Annotated in this window: 19 protein-coding genes; 14 read left to right on the forward strand and 5 right to left on the reverse strand. The window is 70.3% G+C overall.

The genetic code is table 11. The annotated features are described in order from the left end of the window. The 5 genes from Aple_RS52020 to Aple_RS16670 form a co-directional block, all read left to right on the forward strand. A partial coding sequence (locus tag Aple_RS52020) for a hypothetical protein (RefSeq protein WP_170321515.1) occupies positions 1–1,386 on the forward strand: 1,386 nt, incomplete at its 5' end. A 10-nt stretch (positions 1,387–1,396) separates the two neighbouring features. Then, positions 1,397–1,474, forward strand: coding sequence for a 50S ribosomal protein bL37 (locus tag Aple_RS56260; protein WP_373869592.1), 78 nt, complete (start codon positions 1,397–1,399; stop codon positions 1,472–1,474). A gap of 60 nt (positions 1,475–1,534) precedes the next feature. Next, complete coding sequence (locus tag Aple_RS16660; RefSeq protein WP_155345520.1) at positions 1,535–2,044, forward strand: PH domain-containing protein; 510 nt, start codon at positions 1,535–1,537, stop codon at positions 2,042–2,044. 95 nt (positions 2,045–2,139) lie between these two features. Further along, on the forward strand, positions 2,140–3,531 hold the full coding sequence (locus Aple_RS16665) for a TROVE domain-containing protein (protein WP_155345521.1): 1,392 nt from the start codon (positions 2,140–2,142) through the stop codon (positions 3,529–3,531). A 193-nt stretch (positions 3,532–3,724) separates the two neighbouring features. Then, positions 3,725–4,642 (forward strand): slipin family protein, encoded by a 918-nt coding sequence (locus tag Aple_RS16670; RefSeq protein ID WP_155345522.1) that lies wholly within the window; start codon positions 3,725–3,727, stop codon positions 4,640–4,642. A gap of 93 nt (positions 4,643–4,735) precedes the next feature. On the opposite strand, the gene Aple_RS16675 is transcribed toward Aple_RS16670, so the two are convergent. From Aple_RS16675 to Aple_RS16695, 5 genes are all read right to left on the reverse strand, one after another. Beyond that, positions 4,736–5,539, reverse strand: a complete 804-nt coding sequence (locus tag Aple_RS16675; protein WP_155345523.1) for an ABC transporter permease — start codon at positions 5,537–5,539, stop codon at positions 4,736–4,738. After that, positions 5,536–6,501: an ATP-binding cassette domain-containing protein gene (locus Aple_RS16680; RefSeq protein WP_155345524.1), complete on the reverse strand. Its 966-nt coding sequence runs from the start codon at positions 6,499–6,501 to the stop codon at positions 5,536–5,538. Before Aple_RS16680 ends, Aple_RS16675 begins: the two co-directional genes overlap by 4 nt. Before the next feature lie 75 nt (positions 6,502–6,576). After that, positions 6,577–7,119, reverse strand: a complete 543-nt coding sequence (locus Aple_RS16685; RefSeq protein WP_155345525.1) for a DUF1707 SHOCT-like domain-containing protein — start codon at positions 7,117–7,119, stop codon at positions 6,577–6,579. Positions 7,120–7,170: 51 nt separating this feature from the next. Then, positions 7,171–7,716 carry an EXLDI protein gene (locus tag Aple_RS16690; RefSeq protein WP_155345526.1) on the reverse strand — a complete coding sequence of 182 codons (546 nt, stop codon included), beginning with the start codon at positions 7,714–7,716 and terminating at the stop codon, positions 7,171–7,173. A gap of 27 nt (positions 7,717–7,743) precedes the next feature. Beyond that, positions 7,744–10,518: an ATP-binding protein gene (locus tag Aple_RS16695; protein WP_218038363.1), complete on the reverse strand. Its 2,775-nt coding sequence runs from the start codon at positions 10,516–10,518 to the stop codon at positions 7,744–7,746. Between the two features lie 124 nt (positions 10,519–10,642). On the opposite strand from Aple_RS16695, the gene Aple_RS16700 reads away from it, so the two are divergent. The 9 genes from Aple_RS16700 to Aple_RS16740 all read left to right on the forward strand — a co-directional run bounded on the left by Aple_RS16700 (position 10,643) and on the right by Aple_RS16740 (position 20,802). Further along, positions 10,643–11,344 carry a DUF4386 domain-containing protein gene (locus Aple_RS16700; protein WP_155345528.1) on the forward strand — a complete coding sequence of 234 codons (702 nt, stop codon included), beginning with the start codon at positions 10,643–10,645 and terminating at the stop codon, positions 11,342–11,344. A 62-nt stretch (positions 11,345–11,406) separates the two neighbouring features. After that, the gene (gene glf / locus Aple_RS16705) at positions 11,407–12,546 is read left to right on the forward strand and encodes a UDP-galactopyranose mutase (protein ID WP_155345529.1); all 1,140 of its coding nucleotides are present in this window, start codon (positions 11,407–11,409) and stop codon (positions 12,544–12,546) included. A gap of 95 nt (positions 12,547–12,641) precedes the next feature. Next, a complete protein-coding gene (locus Aple_RS16710) occupies positions 12,642–13,610 on the forward strand; it encodes a glycosyltransferase family 2 protein (RefSeq protein ID WP_155345530.1) in 969 nt (322 codons plus the stop codon). Then, positions 13,574–14,866 (forward strand): hypothetical protein, encoded by a 1,293-nt coding sequence (locus tag Aple_RS16715; RefSeq protein ID WP_155345531.1) that lies wholly within the window; start codon positions 13,574–13,576, stop codon positions 14,864–14,866. Before Aple_RS16710 ends, Aple_RS16715 begins: the two co-directional genes overlap by 37 nt. A gap of 1 nt (position 14,867) precedes the next feature. Continuing rightward, complete coding sequence (locus Aple_RS16720) at positions 14,868–16,673, forward strand: carbamoyltransferase family protein (RefSeq protein WP_155345532.1); 1,806 nt, start codon at positions 14,868–14,870, stop codon at positions 16,671–16,673. Next, positions 16,670–17,320: a hypothetical protein gene (locus tag Aple_RS16725; RefSeq protein ID WP_155345533.1), complete on the forward strand. Its 651-nt coding sequence runs from the start codon at positions 16,670–16,672 to the stop codon at positions 17,318–17,320. Before Aple_RS16720 ends, Aple_RS16725 begins: the two co-directional genes overlap by 4 nt. Further along, positions 17,317–18,522 (forward strand): ATP-grasp domain-containing protein, encoded by a 1,206-nt coding sequence (locus tag Aple_RS16730; RefSeq protein ID WP_155345534.1) that lies wholly within the window; start codon positions 17,317–17,319, stop codon positions 18,520–18,522. The genes Aple_RS16725 and Aple_RS16730 overlap by 4 nt, the downstream gene beginning before the upstream one ends. After that, positions 18,509–19,525, forward strand: coding sequence for a GNAT family N-acetyltransferase (locus Aple_RS16735; protein ID WP_155345535.1), 1,017 nt, complete (start codon positions 18,509–18,511; stop codon positions 19,523–19,525). The genes Aple_RS16730 and Aple_RS16735 overlap by 14 nt, the downstream gene beginning before the upstream one ends. Then, positions 19,522–20,802, forward strand: coding sequence for a phenylacetate--CoA ligase family protein (locus Aple_RS16740; RefSeq protein WP_155345536.1), 1,281 nt, complete (start codon positions 19,522–19,524; stop codon positions 20,800–20,802). Before Aple_RS16735 ends, Aple_RS16740 begins: the two co-directional genes overlap by 4 nt. The last annotated feature ends 78 nt before the right edge of the window (positions 20,803–20,880 follow it).

Genomic DNA, 20,880 nt, shown 5'->3' on the forward strand with positions numbered 1-20,880 from the left:
TCCATGACCACACCCCAGTCCTCGCGGCCCCGGGCCGTGGAGGCCACCAAGAAGGAATTGTTCCTCCTGGTCGCACGCGCTCTGACCGACGAGGAGGCTCAACATCCCGGCGACCGCTTCGCCGCACTGGTACACGAACTGGCGCTCGCTGACGACGACTGGCTCCAGCGGCTCGCCGACTGGACACGCGCGCAGCCCGTACTGCGCCGGACCAGGCTCGCGATCACCGTGGGGTCCGCGCATGTCAGGCTGGAGGCCACGCTCCGCTCAGCCACCGAGACCCGGCGGCTGATCAGCGAGGCCCTGGTCCGCGCGGACGAGCCGGGCGAACTGCTCGCCTACGCGGCCGACCGGTACGGCCGCTCGATTCCCAAGCCGATCAAGGCCGGGGTCGCCAAGGCGGCCGAACGGCTCTACGACGAGCACGCGCTGGCCACCTACGACACCGCGGACGCCCCCATGCGCTTCTCCGAGGTGATCGACCTCACGCACGCCAAGCCGGTCGGCCAGGCCCAGCGTGAGGTGTTCCAGCACGCGGCGCAGCGCCTGCGCCTCGGCTCGCATCCGGTTCCCGAGGCACTGACCACGCTGCGGGCCCGCGCCCAGCTGCAGGCCCTCCCGGCCGAGCAGCGCGTCAGGACGCTGGACGGTCTCGACGCCGCGGACATGCTCGCCAAGGCCGCGATGACCTGGCAGCAGATGAGCGCCTGGCTGAACGGCGAGATGACCGACAAGGTGTGGGCCACGGTCCTGCCGTCGATGAGTTACCGGCAGCGGCTGGCCCACCTCCGGGACTTCGAGACGGCCGGTCTGGCCGGTGAGGTGGCCGACTGGGCCTGCGCCGAACTGGCCGAGGAGGGATCGGTGGCGCGCGGCCGCGCGATGCCCGTGGAGATTCTGGCCGCCTACCGTTCCGTCCCGGCCTCGCGCTGGTCCTGGGCGCTGGAGCAGGCGCTGAGCCACTCGCTGGCGCAGGTCCCCGCGCTGTCGGGCCGCACGCTCATCCTGGTGGACCGCAGTGCGGCGATGGCCTCGCGAGCCGATGCCGCCGCCGTCTTCGCCGCCGCGCTCGCGCTGCGTTCGCCCTCCGTCGAGCTGGTGGAGTTCGGGCCGGCCACCAGGCCGGTGACCGCGGCCGCCTCGGTGCTCGCGACCGTGGACCGGTTCAGCGCGACCGGTGGCGCCCAGACCGTGGCGCAAGCCGTGCCGGCGTATGTCGAAGGCCATGACCGGATCATCGTGCTGACTCACCCCGGCGCGGCCGTGGAGGCCGTCCAGGCCGTGACGGCGCCCGGCCACGAGCACGTCATCAGCCAGATCAACGACGGCTGGTTCGCCGCGATCCCCGCCATCGAGTCCGCGCGCACCGGCGCCTGGCCCTTCTAGAGAGTTCCGCATGTCCAAGCGCTCCCGCAAGAAACACGCGCGCCGCAAGAAGAAAGCCAATCACGGCAGAAAGCCCTGCAACCGCTGATCCAAAGGCTCCGGCACCGAACCTGCCGGAGCCCGTGGCGTTCTGAGGAGGTCGTCTCCCATGCTTCCCGAGTTCTTCCACCCCCGCCCGTCACGCGGTTACGTGTCGCTGTCCGTCGTGACGGCGCTGGTCGGATTCGCGGCCGCGAGCAATCTCGCCGCCGGCACCGACCACGAATTCCTCATCGGCCTCTGCCTCACCCCGGTGGCGGCCTACCTGATGGCCTTGACACTGTGCTTTCCCCTGATGCGGTATGTGGTCTCCGCGACGACGCTGACCGCTCAATACGGTCCCCTGCTGCGGTACCGCGTTCGACTGTCGGACATCATCTCGGTCACCCGCGTCCAGCTGTCGCCCAGGTTCTTCGCCGCACTGGCCATGCCGGGAATCGCCCTGTACGGCATGCACTGCCTGGGCGTCGGCCGCGTGCGCATGTGCGCGACCCGTCCCGCCCACCGCATTCTCCTGATCAAGACCGACCGGGGAACCTGCTATGGATTCACGCCCGCCGACGACAAAGCGTTCCTCGGCGCTTTGCGCAGGCATGGCGTACGTGTAGGCAACGCGTAGCGATTATTCGAGGCGCGGACAACCCCGGGCCGCCCGCGGCGTGTGGGCGGCACTTTCCCCAAGACCCACCTCGATCCAATGGAGTTGAGCTGTCCATGAGCACGCGCGCGATCATCGGCGTGGAAACGACCAGGAAGGAGATCTTCCTGCTCGTCTCACGGGCACTTGCCGTCGGCCACGCCGGGATTCCCACGGACCGGTTCGCCGATCTCGTCCGCCGGCTGGCCATGACCGACGACGCCTGGCTGGCCAGGCTGACCGGATGGATGGCCCGCCACGGGACGCTCCGCCGGCTGCGGCTGGCCGTCGTCGCCGAACTGGTGCACGCCCGGCTGGAGGCCGGGACGACCGGCGCGAGGAAGACCGTCGACCGGGCCCTGCTGCGGGCCGACGAGCCAGGCGAACTGCTCGCCTACTGGATCCGCCGGTACGGCCGGGCCAGCCCCAAACCGATCAAACGCGGCGTGGCGGACGCGACCGTCCGCCTCTACGACGAGCTCGCCCTGGCCGTCTACGACAGCCCGGGAGCCGCGATGCGCTTCGCCGACGTGCTCGGTCTGACTCATCCGGCTCCCGTTGGAGACAAGCAGGCGATGGTATTCGGCCACGCGGTCGACCGGCGCCGTAACCTCGTGGAGGGCGTCCCGGAAGGGTTGCCGCTGCTGCGCGCCCGGCGCACGCTCTACTGGATTCCCGCCCACCGGCGCGCCACGCTGCTGGAGCGGCCGGAAGCTGCCGAGAGGCTGGCCCTGACCACCATGTCCTGGCGGACGATCCAGCGCTGGCTGCTCGGCGAGATGACGGGACCGGCGTGGGTCGCGGTCCTGCCCTCCATGTCGTACCAGGATCGGCTCGCCCATCTGGCCGACTTCGATCGGACGGGGGTATCCGACGAGGTCGCCCGCGGCGTAGCGGCTGAATTCGTGGAACCGGCTTCGGTGATCCGGTCCGGAGTGACCCCGCTGGAGATCTACGCGGCCATCCGGTCGGTACCGGCGTCCCGCTGGTCCCGGGCTCTGCGCCAGGCCATCGACCTGTCGATGACCAACGTCCCCGCCCTGCCGGGGCGTACCCTCGTGCTGATCGACCGATCTGACCTGATGGCCGGCCCCGCCGTTCCGTCGTTGACGCACGCCGACGTCGCCGCCGTCTTCGGCGCGGCGCTCGCCCTGCGTGCGTCGTCGGCCGATCTGGTCGAGTTCGGTACGGTCACCGCGCGCGTGCCGGTCCGGCCGGGGCGGTCGCTGCCGGAGACGATCGAAGGTTTCCACCCGATCGGTGGTGCCGCGAGCCCGGCGCACGCCGTGTGCGACCATCTCAAGGGTCACGACCGCGTTGTGATCCTTACCCACCCCGACTCCGCGGTCGAGACCGCCGAGGCCGTCACGACCCCGGGCCACGAGCACATCATCACCGACGTCTCCAGCGGCTGGTTCGCCGCCATCCCGCACATCGAGATGGCTCGCACTGCCACCTGGCCGTTCTAGGCGTCGGCGGCGGGGGAACCACGCTCGCCCGTCCTGTACCGGCTCCAGCTGATCCGACTCCCAGTGGAAGCCGGCACGATCAAGATCATGTAGGTGCCGCCCGCCCGACCCTCGATCTTTACGTTTTCCCTACGCCTTCCCCGCGTGCAAGTTCCGCCGAGGAGCCTTAGCTTCGAGAAGGAAGGGATCCCCCATGTTCATCTATATTGCGCTCGGATTACTCGCGATCCCCGCCCTGTGGATCGTGCTCGGTGGGGTCAGGGTCGTCAACCAGATCGAACGGGGCGTGGTCTTCCGCTTCGGAAGAGTTCGCCGCCGAGTGCTCGAGCCGGGACTCGCCCTGCTCATCCCCCTGGTGGACCGGCTGCAGAAGGTCAACATCCAGATCGTCACGATGCCGGTGCCCACCCAGGAGGGCATCACCCGCGACAATGTCTCGGTTCAGGTGGACGCCGTCGTCTACTTCCGGGTCCAGGATCCGCTGAAGGCGACGATCGATGTGCAGAACTACCTGTTCGCCATCGGCCAGGTGGCGCAGACCTCACTGCGCTCGATCATCGGCAAGAGCGAGCTGGACGACCTGCTGTCCAACCGCGAGGAGCTGCACCGGGGCCTGGAACTCATGATCGACAGCCCGGCGCTCGGCTGGGGTATCCACATCGACCGGGTGGAGATCAAGGATGTCCAGTTGCCGGAGTCGATGAAGCGCTCGATGTCGCGCCAGGCAGAGGCCGAGCGGGAACGACGCGCCCGGGTGATCACCGCGGACGGCGAGTTCCAGGCCGCGCAGAAGCTCGCCGACGCCTCGGCGATCATGTCCGAGACGCCGGGAGCCCTGCAATTGCGGCTGTTGCAGACCGTGGTGGAGGTCGCGGCTGAGAAGAACTCCACCCTGGTCATGCCGTTCCCGGTCGAGATGCTGCGATTCTTCGACCGGGCCACGCAACCCGCCCGGGCCGAGGAGGTGTCAACGCCGGCCGATTCGGGCAGCCCCGAGTTGCCTCCCGTGGAGGACAGCCCCCGAGCCCTCACCGAAGCCGCCGTGAACATCCACCACCCGGTCGCCGAGGGTCAGGACGGCGGCGAGAGCCGCGCACCTCAGCCGGCCTAGATTTCTGTTCGTGGAGGTGATCGTGCCCGACGCCTCGGAGTTCGAGAACGAGTCGCGACCTGGTCAAACCACCAGGCAGGTGGCAGGTGGCGGTCAGCGGCTGACCGCCTTCTGGTACAGCCGGGTGGCCAGGGGGACGAACACGATCAGGATCAGCACGCACCAGAGCAGCGACACCAGCACCGCGTGCTGGAGCGGCCAGGCGCCCGAGACGGCGGTGGCGGGAATGGCGTTGCCGAACAGGTCGCGCGCCGCCTGGACGATCGTGGAGACGGGATTCCACTCGGCGACGGTCTTCAGCGGGCCGGGCAGCCGGGCGCTGTCGACGAAGACGTTGGACAGGAACATCAGCGGCATCGACACCAGGGTGGCGATGTTGTTGAACACCTCGGGCGTGCGCAGGGCCAGCGCGACCGTCGCCGTCACCCAGGAGAACGCGTAGGCGAAGAGCAACAGCAGCAGGAAGCCCAGGACGGCCTCGAGCGGTGTCGTGTGGATCCGCCAGCCGACGATCAGGCCCACCACGGCCATCACGACGATGCTGGTGAGGTTCATGAGCACGTCGCAGAGAGTCTGGCCGGTCAGCACCGCCGAGGGCGACATCGGCAGGGTGCGGAACCGGTCGAAGATGCCTTTCCGCAGGTCCAGGGTCAGGGTGTAGCCGGTGATCTGCGCGCCGGAGACGATCGCCACGACGAAGACTCCGGGGACCATGTACTCGCGGTAGGAGACGCCGGGCACCTCGATCATGCTGCCGAAGATGTAGGCGAACAGCAGCACGAACACGATCGGGAGGATGACCGCGCCGCCGAGCAGGTCGGGGGCACGCTTGATCTTCAATGCGTTGCGCTTGGTGATCGTCACGGTGTCGGCGATCGCCATCTGGAGGGTGTTCATCGGCTGTGCTCCTTCGGGTTGCCGGTTGCCTGGCGCCCGGTGAGGGTCAGGAACACCTCGTCCAGGGTCGGTCGCCGCAGGCCGGCGTCGCGGATGGTGACGCGTTCGGCGGTCAGTGTGCTCAGGGCGGTGGTGAGGGATGCGGCGCCGCTGGTCACCGGGATCGTCACCTGGAGTGTGGTGGCATCGGTCCGCATGTCTCCGACGGCCAGGGGCGCCAGCGTCCGCCGTACCGTCTCCAGGTCCGCCGGGTTCGTCACGGTCAGCTCGATCCGGTCGCCGCCGATCTGGTCCTTGAGCTCGTCGGCGGTGCCGAGCGCGATCACGTGGCCGTGGTCGACCACCGCGATCCGGTCGGCGAGGCGGTCGGCCTCCTCCATGTACTGGGTGGTGAGCAGCACCGTCGTGCCGGTGGCGACGAGTTCGGAGATGGTGTCCCACAGGCCGGCGCGCGCTCTCGGGTCCAGGCCGGTGGTGGGCTCGTCGAGGAACAGCACCGGCGGGTTGGCGACCAGGGCCGCGGCGAGGTCGAGGCGGCGGCGCATGCCGCCGGAGTAGCCCTGCACCGGGCGGTCGGCGGCCTCGGTCAGGTCGAAGCGTTCGAGTAGTTCGCGGGCGCGTTGTCTGCTGGGTTTGGTGCCGAGGTGGTAGAGGCGTCCGACCATCTCCAGGTTCTCGGCGCCGGTGAGGTGGTCGTCGACGGCGGCGAACTGGCCGGAGGCGCCGATGCGGGAGCGCAGGCGGTGCGCGTCGGCGACGACGTCGAAGCCGGCGACGGTGGCATGGCCGGCGTCGGGTTTGAGAAGGGTGGTCAGGATTCGCACGGTCGTGGTCTTGCCGGCGCCGTTGGGGCCGAGCAGGCCGAACACCGTGCCCTCGGGGACCGACAGGTTCATCCCGTCGAGGGCGACCACGTCGCCGTACTTCTTGACCAGGCCTTCGGCCATGATGGCGGGGGGCATGAGCGTTTCCTTCGGTTGAGGGCATGACGACATGGCGGACGGTCGGCTGATCGTCCGGTTTGTGGTTATGAAGGGTTAGTTGAAGGGTTTGCGCGCGTAGCGGATCTTCACGTGGCCGTAGCCCAGCTGGCCGGTGACCCGGACGTGGAGCTTGCCGGGGGTGGGACGTCCCGGCACCTTGCAGGTGGTGTTGCCCCAGTTGGTCACCACGGCGTCGGCGTTCGCGGTCGCGCCGGATGGGAGGATGATCGTCGCGGAGCCGTACGCGAGCTGGAGGTCGATCTCGATCTCCGGGTGGTCGATCACGGTCTGGGAGAGGTCGAGGTTCGCGCCGCCGTACCCGGAGATGATCCGCAGCCGTCGCGGGACCAGCCAGTCACCCGCGCGCTTGACGCGCCCGCTCGTGGAATTCAGCTCGACCACCTCGTCCACGGGCTCGTCGGGCAGGTCGGCGACCGCCGGGGCCAGATCGCCGTGGGACCTGGCCGTGAAAGCCAGCTCGAGCCGGTCGTCCATCTCCTCACGGGTGATCAGGCCCGCCGCGAACGCCCGCTGAAGTCGCTGAACGGTCCTGTCCCGATCGTCATCGGAGATACGCACCCGCGGCTCTATCGGCATAACTTCTCCTTTGGCGTACGCCGGCCGAACGACCCCATTGTCGTTCAGCTATTAAATGTCGAGGTCCTCCACGGCGGGACGCGTGGCCACATCGGCGATCAGGTCGTAGAACTCGTCCGGAACCTTCCCGCGCAGGTCCTCGAAGGACGCCACCACCTCGAGCGTGGCTTCCCCCTGCACGAAACCCCAGTTCGAGTCGGCCAGGCCGAGATAGGTCTTCCACGCCCCTCGGGAGAAGAGCCCTTCCAGCCAGTTCTCGGATCCCTCGCTCGCACTGTCCGTCCAGTCGGGAGAGCGGTCTATGTGCAGGACATACTTGCCCGTCCGGGACCGGTAGACGCGGAACATCTCGACCCGGCTCCCCGTGGTGCGCCCCCACTCGCCGAGAAGCACCCCGGAGAACCGCTGCTTGCGCCCGACCCCCTGCCCCACCTGCACGATGATCTCGTCGTAGCCCTCCTGGCGCCCTTCCTCCATCTCGATGTAGCGCCGCAACGCCGTGGAGATCGCCTGAGACAGATTCCCCCCGGAGAGCTCCTGAGCCCGCTGGAAGAGCTTCAGATCGTCCTCGGACACATAGATCGTCTTATTCGGCATACGTATGAGTCTACGTATACGCGAGGACTATCGCAATGCCGCGAGAACGTCACGCATGTACTCAAGCGCTTGCCGGGCATCGAACTTCTGTCCAGGCTGTACGACACCTGCGGCGATCTGGCCGGCGGCGTCGGCGACGAGGGTCCGGAGCGCGAGGGCGCCGAAGTCGCCGGTGGTCGCGAGGTAGTCCAGCACGCGTGCCGCGTCCCGCAGGCGTCCGATCGCCGCCATCATGTTGACGAACTCCACGGCGGCGATCCTGGCGACGTCGGTGTAGTCGGTCTCAAGCAACTCTTCGACGTACGAGCGGAGAATCCGGAACGCCCCCGGCCGGTCCCCGCGCCGGAAGGCGGATCGTGCCTCCATGGGTTTGCCCACCGAGACGGTCCGATGGGGGACGGCGACGCTCGCCGACTCGTCGAAGAACCGGTCCGCCCGGTCGGCGTCGCCCTGGAGCAGGGCGGAGTAGCCGAGCATGGCCAAGCTCAGGCACAGGAAGGTCGGCGGGCCCTGAACGCGATACCGATCCACCAGGGCCGGGACGAATCCGTCCAGTTCCTCGAAACGTCCGACGCTCAGCAGCCCTGACGCCACCCCGGCGATCTCCGTGAGCGCCGCCGCGTGGTCCTCGCCTATCCGCCGGAGCCAGGCCACGGCCTCGGCGGCGGACTCCCGCTGCGCTTCGCCGTCCTCGTAGAGGTACGCCCGCGTGTACCGAATGAGCGGATGGTCCGGCCGCCCGTGCCGGCGGACGAGACGCTCATACCCGTCGTGATCTCCGCTTTGCATGGCGCGATACGCGGCCCACGCGAGCCAGTAGACGATCTGCTCCTCGTCGTCCGCCGGCGTGATGGCGAGGATCCGCTCGGCCCAGTCGCTGATCTCGCTCTGCTTGCGCAGGTTGACCTCCGCCGCGACAGGCCGGACCAGCGCGTCGGCCGCCTCGCGGTCGCCGGCGGCACAGGCCCGGTCGAAGGCGGCACGGAGGTTCGGCCACAACTGCCCGAGGCGGGCCACCCCTTCGATCTCGGCCGGGCCGACGAGCAGCCGATGGATATCGGCGACACTGTCGCGGCACCACCGCGCGTGGCGTTCGGCGATCAGGCCGGTCTGGCCCTCCTCCGCCAGATGCTCGGCCGCCAGCTCACGAATGGACTCCAGCAGCCGGAAACGCCGCCCGAACGGGCCGGACTCGGCGACGAGCATCGACTTGTCGACCAGATCCCCCAGCAGGTCGTCGATATCCGCACCCGCGGCGACGCTCCCGGCCGCCGCGAGATCGAACGGCCCCGCGAAGATCGAGAGCCGCTGGAAGAGGACCTGCTGGGGGCGCGTGAGCAGGTCGTAGGACCAGTCGATGGTGGCCCGCAGCGTCCGGTGGCGTTCGGCGCTGGTTCGCCTGCCGCCGGTCAGGAGGCGGAGGGGAGCGCCGAGCCGGGCCACGAGATCCGGTGGCGCGAGACTTCTCGTGCGAGCGGCGGCCAGCTCGATGGCGAGCGGGACGCCGTCGAGGCGGCGGCAGATCTCCTCGACGTCGTCCCGGTGGGCCTGGGGGTCGAAGGTCAGCGAGACCGCCCGGGCCCGCTCGTTGAACAGCTCGGCTCCCGGCCCGGCAGGGTCCAGGGGCGCCACCTCGACGAGCTGCTCGCCGCCGATGCCGAGGGGCTCCCGGGACGTGGCGAGCACCCGCACGCTCGGGCAACGCTCGGCGACGGCGTGGGCGAGCTCGGCCGCGCCGTCGATGACATGTTCGCAGTTGTCCAGGACGAGAAGCGCCGCACGTGACCGCAGGGCCACGACGATCGACTGGGTCAGGGTGCGCCCCGAGCTCTCCTCGACCTCCAGGGTGTCGGCCACGACGCGGGGCACGTCGCCCGGCGAGGCGATGTCGGCCAGTTCCACGAGCCAGGCCGCCGCGCCGGACATCTGCGCCGCCGCCAGGGCCAGCCGGGTCTTGCCTATCCCGCCCGGTCCTACCAGCGTCACGACGGGGGACTCCGCGAGAACGCCGGCGACGACGCCGAGATCCTCATCACGGCCGATGAGCCGGCCCAGCCGGACCGGGAGGTTCCCGGCGCCGTCGCCGAGCGGGAGGACGCGGTGTCCTGACCCGCGCAGCCGCTCATCATGGCCGAGAATCAGGGACTCCAGGTCGCGCAGGCGTGGGCCGGGTTCTATCCCGAGCTCCTCCACGAGGTGGCGGCGGGCCTTCTGGTACGCCGCGAGCGCGTCAGCCTGCCGTCCGACCCGGTACAGGGCGGTCATCAGCAGCGCCCACAACCCCTCGCGCAGCGGATGGCACGCGGTGAGCTCCGTCAGCGGGCCGACGGCCGCCTGGACATCCGTCCCGACGCGACGCTCGAGATCGGCTTCCACCGCGCCCAGCCACTGCTCCACCAGCCCGTCCACCATCGGCGTGAGGGCGTGCGCGTCGAGCCCGGCAAGGGGAGTTCCGGTCCACTCGGCCAGCGCCGCCTGGACGTCGCCCACGTCGAGCCGCCGCCGGAAGCGGGCCACGTCGACCGCGTCGGCCGCCACGGCCAGGCGGTAGCCCGCGCCGGTCCGGACGATCGAGTCGGGGCCCAGGGCCTTGCGGAGACGGACGACATAGGACTGCACGGTCTTTTCCGCCGTACGCGGTGGGTCGTCGCCCCACACCAGCTCCACCAGCCGCGGCACCGGAACGACGGACCCGGCGGACAGGGCGAGCACCGCGAGCACGGTCTGGCACTTCGCCGGACCGACGTCCACCGTCTCCCCACCGACGGTGGCAGTGACCCCACCGAAAAGACCGATCCGCACCACCGGGCCGCTCCCGCGCTCAGGGATCGATCCTCCCACAACCACGGCTATACCGGCCTTCCACCAGGACTCAACTCGGCTCTGTCACGGTCTGACCACATCCAAAGGACCGAAGGAGCACCTCATGGACTCACCGAAGCGGCTCGCCAGAGCCGCAGGAGTCTTCTACCTCATCGTCGCCATCCTCGGCGGCTTCGCCCAGGTCGTGCGACTCGATGTCTTCGCGCCGGGCGATGCCGCCACCACCGTCGCGAACGTCGTGGCGAACGCCTCGCTGGTCCGGATGAGCTTCGTGGCCGACCTGACGCAGGCGACATTCCTCCTGCTCGTCGTCATGTCCCTCTACCGGCTGCTGCGGCACGTGAACAAGAGCGTGGCCCACGCCATGGTCATCTTCGTGGTGGTCGCGGTCGCCGTCATCTGCCTGAACATGCTCCACCAGCTGGGCGGCCTGCTCGTCGCCACCGATCCCTCCTACGCCGGCGCCTTCGGCCCCGAAGGCTCGCCCGCGCTGGTGCTGCTCCTGTTCGACCTCCAGCACTCCGGCTACCTCATCGCCCAGATCTTCTTCGGCCTGTGGCTGTTCCCCCTGGGCCTCCTCGTCTACCGGTCCGGCATGTTCCCCCGTCCGCTCGGCGTCACGCTGATGGTCGCGACCGGCTTCTACCTGCTCGACGTGGCCCTGCAGTTCCTCGCCCCCGAACTCGCCGGCGTGGTCAACCCGCTCGTCGTCGTGGTGGCGACCGTCAGCGAGGTCTCCATGCTCGCCTACCTCTTGATCAAGGGCGTCAAGACCCGTCCCGCGGACCACGCGCTCGCGACCTGAATGGTGGTCCGGTGCGAAGTGGACCTCGGCTGGCGCTGGTGCGGGCATTACGTTGAAACGCGATGGATATTGATCTTGTGGTCGCGGGGGCGGGGCTGTTCGGGCTGACCGTGGCGGAGCGGTGTGCCCGGGACCTGGGGCTGCGGGTGCTCGTCGTCGAGCGCAGGGGCCATATCGGGGGCAATGCCTACAGCGAGATCGAGCCTTCGACCGGCATCGAGGTCCACCGCTACGGGGCGCACTTGTTCCACACCTCCAACGAGCGGGTCTGGAACTACGTCAACCGGTTCACGGCATTCACCGACTACCGCCACCGGGTCTTCACGATCGCGGGGGACCGGGTCTATCCCATGCCGATCAACCTGGCCACGATCTGCGCCTACTTCGGCCGGGCCATGTCGCCCGGCGAGGCGAGGGCGATGATCGCCGCGCAGGCGGGCGAGGTCGCCCAGCCGGCCAATCTGGAGGAGAAGGCGATATCGCTGGTCGGGCGGCCGCTGTACGAGGCGTTCATCCGCGGCTACACCGCCAAGCAGTGGCAGACCGACCCCAGGGACCTGCCCGCGGAGATCATCACGCGGCTGCCGATGCGCTATACCTTCGACGACCGCTACTTCGCCGACCGGTACCAGGGGCTGCCGGTCGACGGCTACACGGCATGGCTGGAGCGCATGGCCGACCACCCGCTGATCGAGGTCCGGCTGGGCACCGACTTCGCCGAGCTGGGCGCGGCCGGGAACGTTCCCGTCGTCTACACCGGACCGCTGGACGGCTACTTCGGCCGCGCCGAGGGGGCGCTGGGCTGGCGGACCCTGGACTTCGAGTTCGAGGTCATGCCCCAGGGCGACTTCCAGGGCACGTCGGTGATGAACTACGCCGACGAGCACGTGCCCTACACCCGGGTCCACGAGTTCCGCCACTTCCACCCCGAGCGCGACTATCCCGGCGACCGCACCGTCATCGCGCGCGAGTACTCCCGCTTCGCGGGCCCGGGAGACGAGCCGTACTACCCCATCGGCACTCCCGCCGACCGCGCCCGGCTGGCGCGCTACCGGGAACTCGCCCGCGCCGAGAAGGACGTGCTGTTCGGCGGGCGTCTCGGCACCTACACCTACCTCGACATGCACATGGCGATCGCCTCCGCGCTCGCGATGTACGGCAACCGGATCCGCCCCCGCTTCCGCCGCCAAGCCTGCGCCTGAGTGGTCCACCAAGCCGATCATCCGCCGCCGAAGTGGACCTGTGAACGCCCAGAACCCGTGGATACGCTGCCGAAAAGGACCCTGGGGGAGTGGCCGTGGCGAACACCGGACCGGCAGAAGCCGGATTATCAGTGGTCATCCCCTGTTTCAACGAAGTCGAGGCCATCGCCCGGGTGCACGCCGAGATCGTGGCCGACCTGGGGCACCTGGACCTGGAGATCCTCTTCGTCGACGACGGCAGCGACGACGGCACCCTCGAAGCGATCAAATCGCTCGCCGGAACCGATCCCCGCGTGCGGTACATCTCCTTCACCAGGAACTTCGGCTTCGAGGCGGCGTTCTCGGCCGGCTACCGGTACGCGGGCCGCCCGTGGATCCTGCATCTCGACGCCGACCAGCAGTTCCCCGCGGCCGAGGCGCTCCGGCTGATCGACGCCTCTCCCGGCCAGGACGCGGTGTTCGGGGTCAGGACCGAGCGCAAGGACTCCTGGACCCGCAGGTCCGGCACCGCGCTCTTCCACTTCCTGGCCGCCAGGGTCCTGAACGTGGAGCTGCCGCCGGGAGCGACCGCGTTCCGGCTGGTGCGCTCGCCGGTCGCCCGTGCGGTCGTCGACCTCGAGCTGGGCACGCCGTACTTCCTCGCCACCCTGCCGAAGCTGACCAGCAGGTATGTCACCGTCCCGGTGCGCCACCGCGAGCGCCTGACCGGTTCGCCGAAGGCGACCCTGCGCCGGCTCGCCGCGCACGCGGCCGGTCTGTTCGTCACCAGGAGCGGGCGGCTGACGAGCGCGGCGTCCGGCCTGGCCCTGGCCGGGGCAGGGCTGGCCGCGCTGGCCGCCGCCGGCGCGGCGCTGGGCGGGCTCGGCCAGCCGGCCGGGGCCACGGTGTCGCTGCTGCTCGCGGCGGTGAGCCTCGGCGTGCTGGCCTTCCTGGTACGGCACCAGGCGACGATCGCGGCCGGTCAGGCCAGACCCAGGCTCTTCTACGTCCGCGAGGCGAGCATCCCGATCGCCGCCGAGGACCTGCTGTGCCGCCCCGCCGAAACCAGCGCGCGGCGGCCATGAGCGAGGTGACCGTCGCCTTCCCCCGGCCTGCCATGATCCTGCGCCTGCTCGCGGGCCGGGGGGCGTTCCGGCTCGGCGTGCAGCTCATGCCGGTCGCCCTGACGGGGGTCTGGGACGCAGGCGCCTTCGGCCTTTACGCCAGCACGGTCGGGTTGTCCATGTGGCTGCCGCTGGTCGTGAACGCGCCGGAGAAGGCCGCCCTGAAGGCGCTGCCCCGGTGCCGGCGGCTCGCGCCGGAACTGGCCAGGATCACCGTCGCCTTGTCCGCCGCTCCGGTGGCCGTCCTGCTGGCCGTCCTGGTGCCGGTCATGGCGCTGGCCCCCGCCTCGGAGGCGGCGGCGTACCTCGCCGCGGCGGCCTGGCTCGCCTGCACCGGCCTGCTCATGACCCTGTGCGGCCTGCACCGCCTGTACGGCAGCCCTGCCGCTGACGCGCTGGCGTTCGCGGCCAACGGCGTCGCGGTGCTCGCGGCCACCGCCGTCACCTGGCTGGCCGGCTGGGCGCCGCAGTTCCACCTGACGACGCTGGCCGCCGGGTGCGCCCTGGTCACGGCATGGACGCTGGCGACACTACCGAAGGCCGTGACACGGCCCGAGCGCAGACTGCGGCGACGCGGGCTCGTCCGCCGCCTGGCCCACACGACGGTGCTGCTCGGCGGTTCGGAGGTGCTGGACACGCTCTCCTTCTCCCTGATCTACCTGGCCCTGGCCGTGTCCGGGCAGATCGCCGAGAGCGGAACCCTCTACCTGGTCCTGCTGCCCGCGACCGCGATCGCCCAGCTGGCCAACTACTTGCTGCGGATGGCCCAGCCCGGCACGTCCGCCCGGCTGCGGGGCACCGGCCGCGCCGAGGGCGACGCGCGCGCCGCCGCGTTGCTGCGCCTCGGCGAGCGCCTCGGTCTCGCCTTCGCCGTGCTCTGGTCAGTCCTGCTGCTCGTGCCGGGCACCCGCGAACCGCTGCTGACCGGAGTCGGCCGCCTGGTGGCGCTCGGCGCGCTCGCGCTGCTCGTACTGGCCCTGTTCCTCATCGTGAGATACGCCGTGCACCTGCTGGAGAACACCACCGACCGGGCCGCGGCCCGCACCTCCACGACCGCGCTGATCGGCGTGCTCGCCGCCGGCCTCCTGGCGGCCGCGCTGGCGCCCGCGCTCGGGGCGGTGGGCGGCCTGACGGCCCTGGCCCTCGCCATCGCGGCCCGGGCGGGCGTCCTGCGGCGAACACTGCGAACCCAACGCACTGACAGTACGGAGCACTGAGATGTACGTCCTTGGCATATCCCGGGTCCACGACTCGGCGGCCGCGCTGGTGCGCGACGGCGAGATCGTCGCGTTCGCGGAGGAGGAACGGTTCAGCCGCGTCAAGCACGACGGCCGCTTCCCCGGCGGGGCGATCAACTCCTGCCTCGACCAGGCGGGCATCACCCTGGCCGAGGTGGACCACGTCGCCTTCTACTGGCAGCGCTGGCCCGAGGTCGCGCACGCGGCCAGGGTGTTCGCCCGCTACTTCCCCGGCACCCTGGAGGTGTTCCGCAACAGGCGCGAGGGAGGCGTGCGCTCGGCCGGCTGGCGGGAGACCTGGCGGCACGGCGGGGGATCTGGCGGCGTGGACGACTTCCACGTCGGCGGGGCGGTGCTCGCGCATGTCAAACGCACCTACACGATCGGCCAGGAGATCAGGGACGCCGTCGGGCACACCGGACCGACCCGGTTCAAGGTGCATCTGATCGACCATCACCGCGCGCACGCGGCCAGCGCCTTCTACGTCTCCCCGTTCGACTCCGCCGCCGTCCTCACCATGGACGGCGTCGGCAGCGACGGCACGAGCACCTGCCTGGCCGTCGCGCACGGCGACAAGATCTCCGACCTGCGGCGCGTCAAGTACCCGCACTCCCTGGGCGCCATGTACGCGATCATCACCGGCTACCTCGGTTTCCACCCCACCGTGGACGAGGGCAAGGTGATGGGCCTGGCCCCCTTCGGCTCCGGCGCCTACGTCGACCAGTTCGCCGACCTCGTCCACCTGGACCCCGACGGCGGGTTCGAGCTGAACCTGAGCTGGTTCCGGCATCACGTCAACGGCCGGCACCTGGTCTCGCGGAAGTTCCTCGACACCTTCGGCCCGCCGCGGCCCCGGACGAAGGTCACCAGGGACAACCCGATCTCGCAGCACTACATGGACATCGCCTACGCGTTGCAGGCGACGCTGGAACGCGCGGGCCTGCACCTGGCCAGGTGGCTGCACGGGCGGACCGGGCTGCCCCGGCTGGCCGTGGCCGGCGGCGTGGCGCTGAACTCGGTCATGAACGGCCGGATCCTGCGGGAGACGCCGTTCGAGGAGTTCTTCGCCCAACCGGCGGCGGCCGACGACGGGTCGGCGCTCGGCGCGGCCCTGGAGGTGTCGGTGGGCCGCTACGGCCGCCCCCGGCCGACCGAGGGCTTCATCTACACGGGCCCGGAATTCGGCGAGGACCGGATGGAACGGGCGCTGGCCGACGCCGGGGTGCCGTACCAGCGGATGGACGACATCGCCGCGCACACCGCGGCGGCGCTCGCCGACGGCCTGATCGTGGGCTGGTTCCAGGGCCGGATGGAGTGCGGCCCGCGCGCCCTGGGCAACAGGTCGCTGCTCGCCGATCCCCGGGATCCGGAGGCCAAGACCCGGATGAACGAGAAGGTCAAGCACCGCGAGGCGTTCCGGCCGTTCGCGCCGTCGTGCCTGGCGGAGCGCGCGGGGGAGTACTTCGAGGGCGACCACCCGTCGCCGGTCATGCTGCTGGTCTCCGACGTGCTGGAGCACCAGCGCGATCGGGTGCCCGCGATCACGCACGTGGACGGCACCGCCCGGGTGCAGACGGTGAGCCGGGACGACAACCCGCTCTATCACCGGCTCATCGAGAGGTTCGCGGAGCTGACCGGCGTGCCGATGCTGATGAACACCTCCTTCAACGACAACGACGAGCCCATCGTGTGCACGCCGGAGGACGCGGTCGCCTGCTTCCGCAAGACCGACGTCGACGCGCTCGCGCTCGGCCCCTTCTGGGTGCGGAAGGAGGCCGGGGTATGAAGAACTGGCTCTGGCTGGTTCCGGGGGTCCCGGCGGCGGCCCTGGTCTACCTGATCATGATCGTGCTGCCGCCGAAGCAGACGCTGGGCGACCTGGGGGACTGGGCGTTCAGGCTCAGCCCGTTCGTGCTCGCCGTGGTGACGGTGGCGGTGCTGCCCCGATGGAGGGCCGCACCCTGGCTGCTGGTCGGTGCCACGATCGTCTACATGGGCTTCCTGGACACCGGGCTGGTCCTGCGGATCCTGGCGTACGGCGCGGTCTCGCCCGCCGAGCAGGACGCGGCGTTCCAGCCGATCTACCAGTTCCAGCTGCTGACGGTGACGTTCGTGGTGCTGTTCGCGCTCTTGGCCTACCGCATGGCGGGGGCGCGCACCGCGGCGGTGCTCAAGGCCGGGTTCGCCGCCATCCTGGTGGTGATCTCCGGGCTCAACGACCTGACGTTCTGGCTGACCTATGACTGGCAGAACGGCAGGCCGTCCGAGCTGAGCTGGGCCTCGCACATCATCGTCTTCCTCGGCGGGCCGCCCAGCGTCACCGCGGCCGTGATCTTCATGGCCGTGCATCTGGCACTGGCCGTCGGCGTGCTCCTGCTGCCGCTGGACAGGATTGCCGAGCGGTGGCTCGCGCGTGGGCACGTGGCGTCGTGAAGGCCCTCGTCGTGCTCGGCGCGGCGGACGGCGCGCTGTCCACGTATCGGATCGCGGCCGAGATGGGCTACCGGACGATCGCCGTGGACCGCTCGGCCGCCGCGCCCGGCGTCGCCGTGGCGGACGAGTACCTGCCGCTGAGCACCCGGGACGCCGACGGGATCCTGCGCGCGCTCGCCTCGCGCGGTGACCTGGCCGGGGTCATCGCGCCGTGCAGCGACATCGCCCTGCCGACGCTGCTCCAGCTGACCCGCGCCCTCGGGCTGCCCGTGCACCTGTCGGAGACGGCCGTCCGCGCGTCGGTGGACAAGACGGTGTTGCGCGGCATGCTCGACCGCCTGGGCGTCTCCTCCTATCGGTGGATCGAGGGCCACGACCCCCGCGAGATCGCTTCAAGGGCTCGCGGCCTGCGGTTTCCGCTGGTGGTCAAGCCCGCGGACGCGCAAGGCGGTCGCGGCGTGACCAGATGCGAGTCGCCCGAGCAGGTCCCTGCGGCCGCGCAGGCGGCCAAGGAGCGCGCTTATGGCGGCGGGATCATGGTCGAGGAGGAGATCCGCGGTACGCACTGCGGCTGCGAGTGCATTATCGAGGGCGGCCGGGTGGTGTTCATGGCGATGACCCGGCGCACGCTGAGCCCGCCGCCGCTCACGCTGACCACGGCGCACGCCATGCCCACCGGGCTGCCGCCCAAGGTCGAACGGGCCTGCCGGCGGCTGGTGAACCGGGTGTGCGGGCTGCTTGGTTACCGGCGCGGACCGCTCAACCTCGACCTGGTCATCACGCCGGGCGGTGAGCCGTATCTGATCGAGCTTGGGGTGCGCACCGGGGGAAACGGCATCGACGACCTGACGCGGATCTGCCACGGGGTCGATCCGGTCCGGGCGGCAGTGCGGGCCGCAGTCGGCGAGCCGTTCGAGCTGAGACCGCACGAACCGAGGCCGGTCATGTGGCAGGTGCTGGCCGCCGAGCAGGCGGGGAGGCTCGTCTCGGTCTCCGGCGTGGAGCGGGCCAGGGCGCTTCCGGGTGTGGCCGAGTTGGTGATCCTGGCGCGGCCCGGACAGCAGGCGCGGCCCTACGGCGAGGTGTCGGACAAGCTGGGCTGGGTGGTTCTGCGCGGGGACAGCGTCGCCGCGCTCGACGCCGCGTCGGAGGCCGTCGCGCGAACGTTGCGCTTCACGGTGGCGAGCCATGTACTCCACTGAGGTGCTGGACACGATCGCATCCGTCGATCCCGTCGAGTGGGACGCTCTTGGCGAGACCGGCGACTTCACCGGGCATCGTTGGCTGCGGCTGGCCGAGCGGGTGCTGGCCGGTCACCGGCCCAGATATCTGCTGCTGCGTCGTCAGGGACGGCTGGTGGCCGCGGCGGCGTGCACGCTCGAGCAGCGGCTGCAGAACCCCGCCCTGGAGGCGCGGTTCGGGTGGGTGCTGCGGCGGACGCCGTACCTGCATGTGGGGGTGCCCATGATGGCGCGGGCCGGGCTGCTGGTGCAGGGCGCGGAGCTCGCCGCCCTGTGCCGGGAGCTCCACGCCCTGACCCGGCGCGAGCGGGCCCCGTTCAGCGTCATCGACCACCTGCCCGTCGGCCATCCGGCCTGGAGTGGACAGGACAGGTGTCATGCGCTCGCCATGGAGCCGGAGACGCGCATGGACGTGGCGTGGAGTTCGTTCGAGGAGTACCTGGGGAGTTTGCCCAGGAAGCGGCGGCAGGAGGTCCGGCGGGTCGAGCGGCGCTCCCTTGGCGAGGGTATAACCGTGCGGCTCTTGGCCGAGCGGGACGATCCGCGCCTGGATCGCTTGGTGGGCGATGTGGTGCGGCGTCACCACGGCATTCACCGGTTCGTGCCCGGTCTGTTCCAGGAGGCCGCCGCTGTGCTGGGTGACGATCTGACCGTCCTGGCCGCTTACCGGCACGGGGAGCTGGCCGGATGTGTCGCCCTGCTCCGGGACGGCGACGACCTGTCCGCCAAATGGATCGGCCGCGACTACCGGCTGACCGAGGGGACCAGCGCCTACCACGCGCTGGTCGCCGCGTGTGTGCGGACCGCGATCGCGCTGCGTGTGCGCCGGGTGCACTTCGGCGCCTCGGCGTACGAGACGAAGAAACAGTTCGGCGTGTGCCAGGAACCGAGGGGACGCCTGCTCGCCATGCGCAGTCCGATCCTGAACCGGTGCGTCGGCTGGCCGCTGCGGAGGATGTCATGATGCGAGACGCGATACAGCAGGGCGCCGCCGTGATCCGCGCGCTCCGCGACGAGAGGCTGACGCCGGACCAGGTGCGGAGCCGCCAGGAGCGCTCCCTGCGCCGCATGGTCGAGTACGCCTGGAACCGCAGCCGGTTCTACCGCGACAAGTTCGAGGCGGCCGGGGTGCGCCCGGACGACATCGGGTCGATCGCCGATCTGGCCAGGCTGCCCACGACGACCAAGGCCGAACTCCAGCGGTACGGAATCACCCGGGCGCTGGCGCGGGGCTACTCCCCGGCCAACACGTTCGAGGACGCCACCTCCGGCTCCTCCGGGACCGTGATGAAGTTCTACCATTCGCGCGAGGCGTACAACCGGTACTTCGCCTTCGCCTTCCGGCACCTGTCGGCCATCGGATACCGGCCGTGGCACCGGGTGGCGTACACGGCCTACGAGCGGCTCACGCCGCTGCCCTGGGAGCGGTTCGGCCTCGGGCGGCGGGAACGCGTCGATCTCACCCAGGCGGATCCGCGCGGCTACGTGGCGGACCTGCTGCGCGTCCGGCCCCACTTCATCACGGCCTATCCCTCGATCCTGCAGCTGATCCTGGCCACGGCCACCCCGGCGGAGCTGTCCCGCATCCGGCCGCGCGCCATCCACCTGCACTCCGAACTGCTGACCGAGGGGCTGCGCAGGCAGATCAGCGAGGGGTTCCGGTGTGACTGCTTCGACGATTACGGCGCCTTCGAGTTCCATCACATCGCCTATGAGTGCCCGCGGCACCGCTACCACCTCGCGGCCGACAACGTGATCGTGGAATTCGTCCGGGACGGGCGGCCCTGCGGGCCCGGCGAGGAAGGGGAGATCCTGCTCACGGGGCTGAGCAACCGCGCCATGCCGCTGTTCCGGTATGCGATCGGTGATGTGGGCGTGCCCAGTGACGAGGTCTGCTCGTGTGGCAGCGGGTTTCCCACCATGAAGCTGGTGCAGGGGCGGGTCGACGACTTCGTCGTGCTGCCCTCCGGCCGGCGGCTCAGCCCTCGGGCGATCAACCCGGTCTACGAGCACCTGCCCGGACTGCTGGAGCACGTGCTCATCCAGGAGAGCCTCGATCACGTCCTGGTCCGGGTCAACGTCGCCGAGGCGCACCGGGAATCCACCCCCGCCATGATCGAGCGGGAGCTGGGCGCGCTGTTCGGCGGGGAGGTCAGGGTGGAGGTCCGGCTGACCGCCCGGATCGCGCGCGGGCGCACGGGCAAGCTGCGCACGGTGATTTCGAAGGTAACCCCGCGCTGACCTCCTGCTTCAGCACCGCGTCAGCGGATTTTCAGGCCGCCAGGACACCATGAGGTGGTCAAGCGTCGTCGGCGGGGG

Origin of the sequence: Acrocarpospora pleiomorpha, from assembly GCF_009687885.1 — a bacterium.
Lineage (GTDB): Bacteria > Actinomycetota > Actinomycetes > Streptosporangiales > Streptosporangiaceae > Acrocarpospora > Acrocarpospora pleiomorpha.

Bases quoted from the DNA above. Each gene is read 5' to 3' on its own strand.
- Aple_RS16735 (WP_155345535.1), top strand. From the start codon at position 18,509: ATGTACTCCACTGAGGTGCTGGACACGATCGCATCCGTCGATCCCGTC.
- Aple_RS16670 (WP_155345522.1), top strand. From the start codon at position 3,725: ATGTTCATCTATATTGCGCTCGGATTACTCGCGATCCCCGCCCTGTGG.
- Aple_RS16665 (WP_155345521.1), top strand. From the start codon at position 2,140: ATGAGCACGCGCGCGATCATCGGCGTGGAAACGACCAGGAAGGAGATC.
- Aple_RS16690 (WP_155345526.1), bottom strand. From the start codon at position 7,716: ATGCCGAATAAGACGATCTATGTGTCCGAGGACGATCTGAAGCTCTTC.
- glf (WP_155345529.1), top strand. From the start codon at position 11,407: ATGGATATTGATCTTGTGGTCGCGGGGGCGGGGCTGTTCGGGCTGACC.
- Aple_RS16660 (WP_155345520.1), top strand. From the start codon at position 1,535: ATGCTTCCCGAGTTCTTCCACCCCCGCCCGTCACGCGGTTACGTGTCG.
- Aple_RS16685 (WP_155345525.1), bottom strand. From the start codon at position 7,119: ATGCCGATAGAGCCGCGGGTGCGTATCTCCGATGACGATCGGGACAGG.
- Aple_RS16720 (WP_155345532.1), top strand. From the start codon at position 14,868: ATGTACGTCCTTGGCATATCCCGGGTCCACGACTCGGCGGCCGCGCTG.
- Aple_RS16700 (WP_155345528.1), top strand. From the start codon at position 10,643: ATGGACTCACCGAAGCGGCTCGCCAGAGCCGCAGGAGTCTTCTACCTC.
- Aple_RS16675 (WP_155345523.1), bottom strand. From the start codon at position 5,539: ATGAACACCCTCCAGATGGCGATCGCCGACACCGTGACGATCACCAAG.
- Aple_RS16725 (WP_155345533.1), top strand. From the start codon at position 16,670: ATGAAGAACTGGCTCTGGCTGGTTCCGGGGGTCCCGGCGGCGGCCCTG.
- Aple_RS16680 (WP_155345524.1), bottom strand. From the start codon at position 6,501: ATGCCCCCCGCCATCATGGCCGAAGGCCTGGTCAAGAAGTACGGCGAC.
- Aple_RS56260 (WP_373869592.1), top strand. From the start codon at position 1,397: ATGTCCAAGCGCTCCCGCAAGAAACACGCGCGCCGCAAGAAGAAAGCC.
- Aple_RS16740 (WP_155345536.1), top strand. From the start codon at position 19,522: ATGATGCGAGACGCGATACAGCAGGGCGCCGCCGTGATCCGCGCGCTC.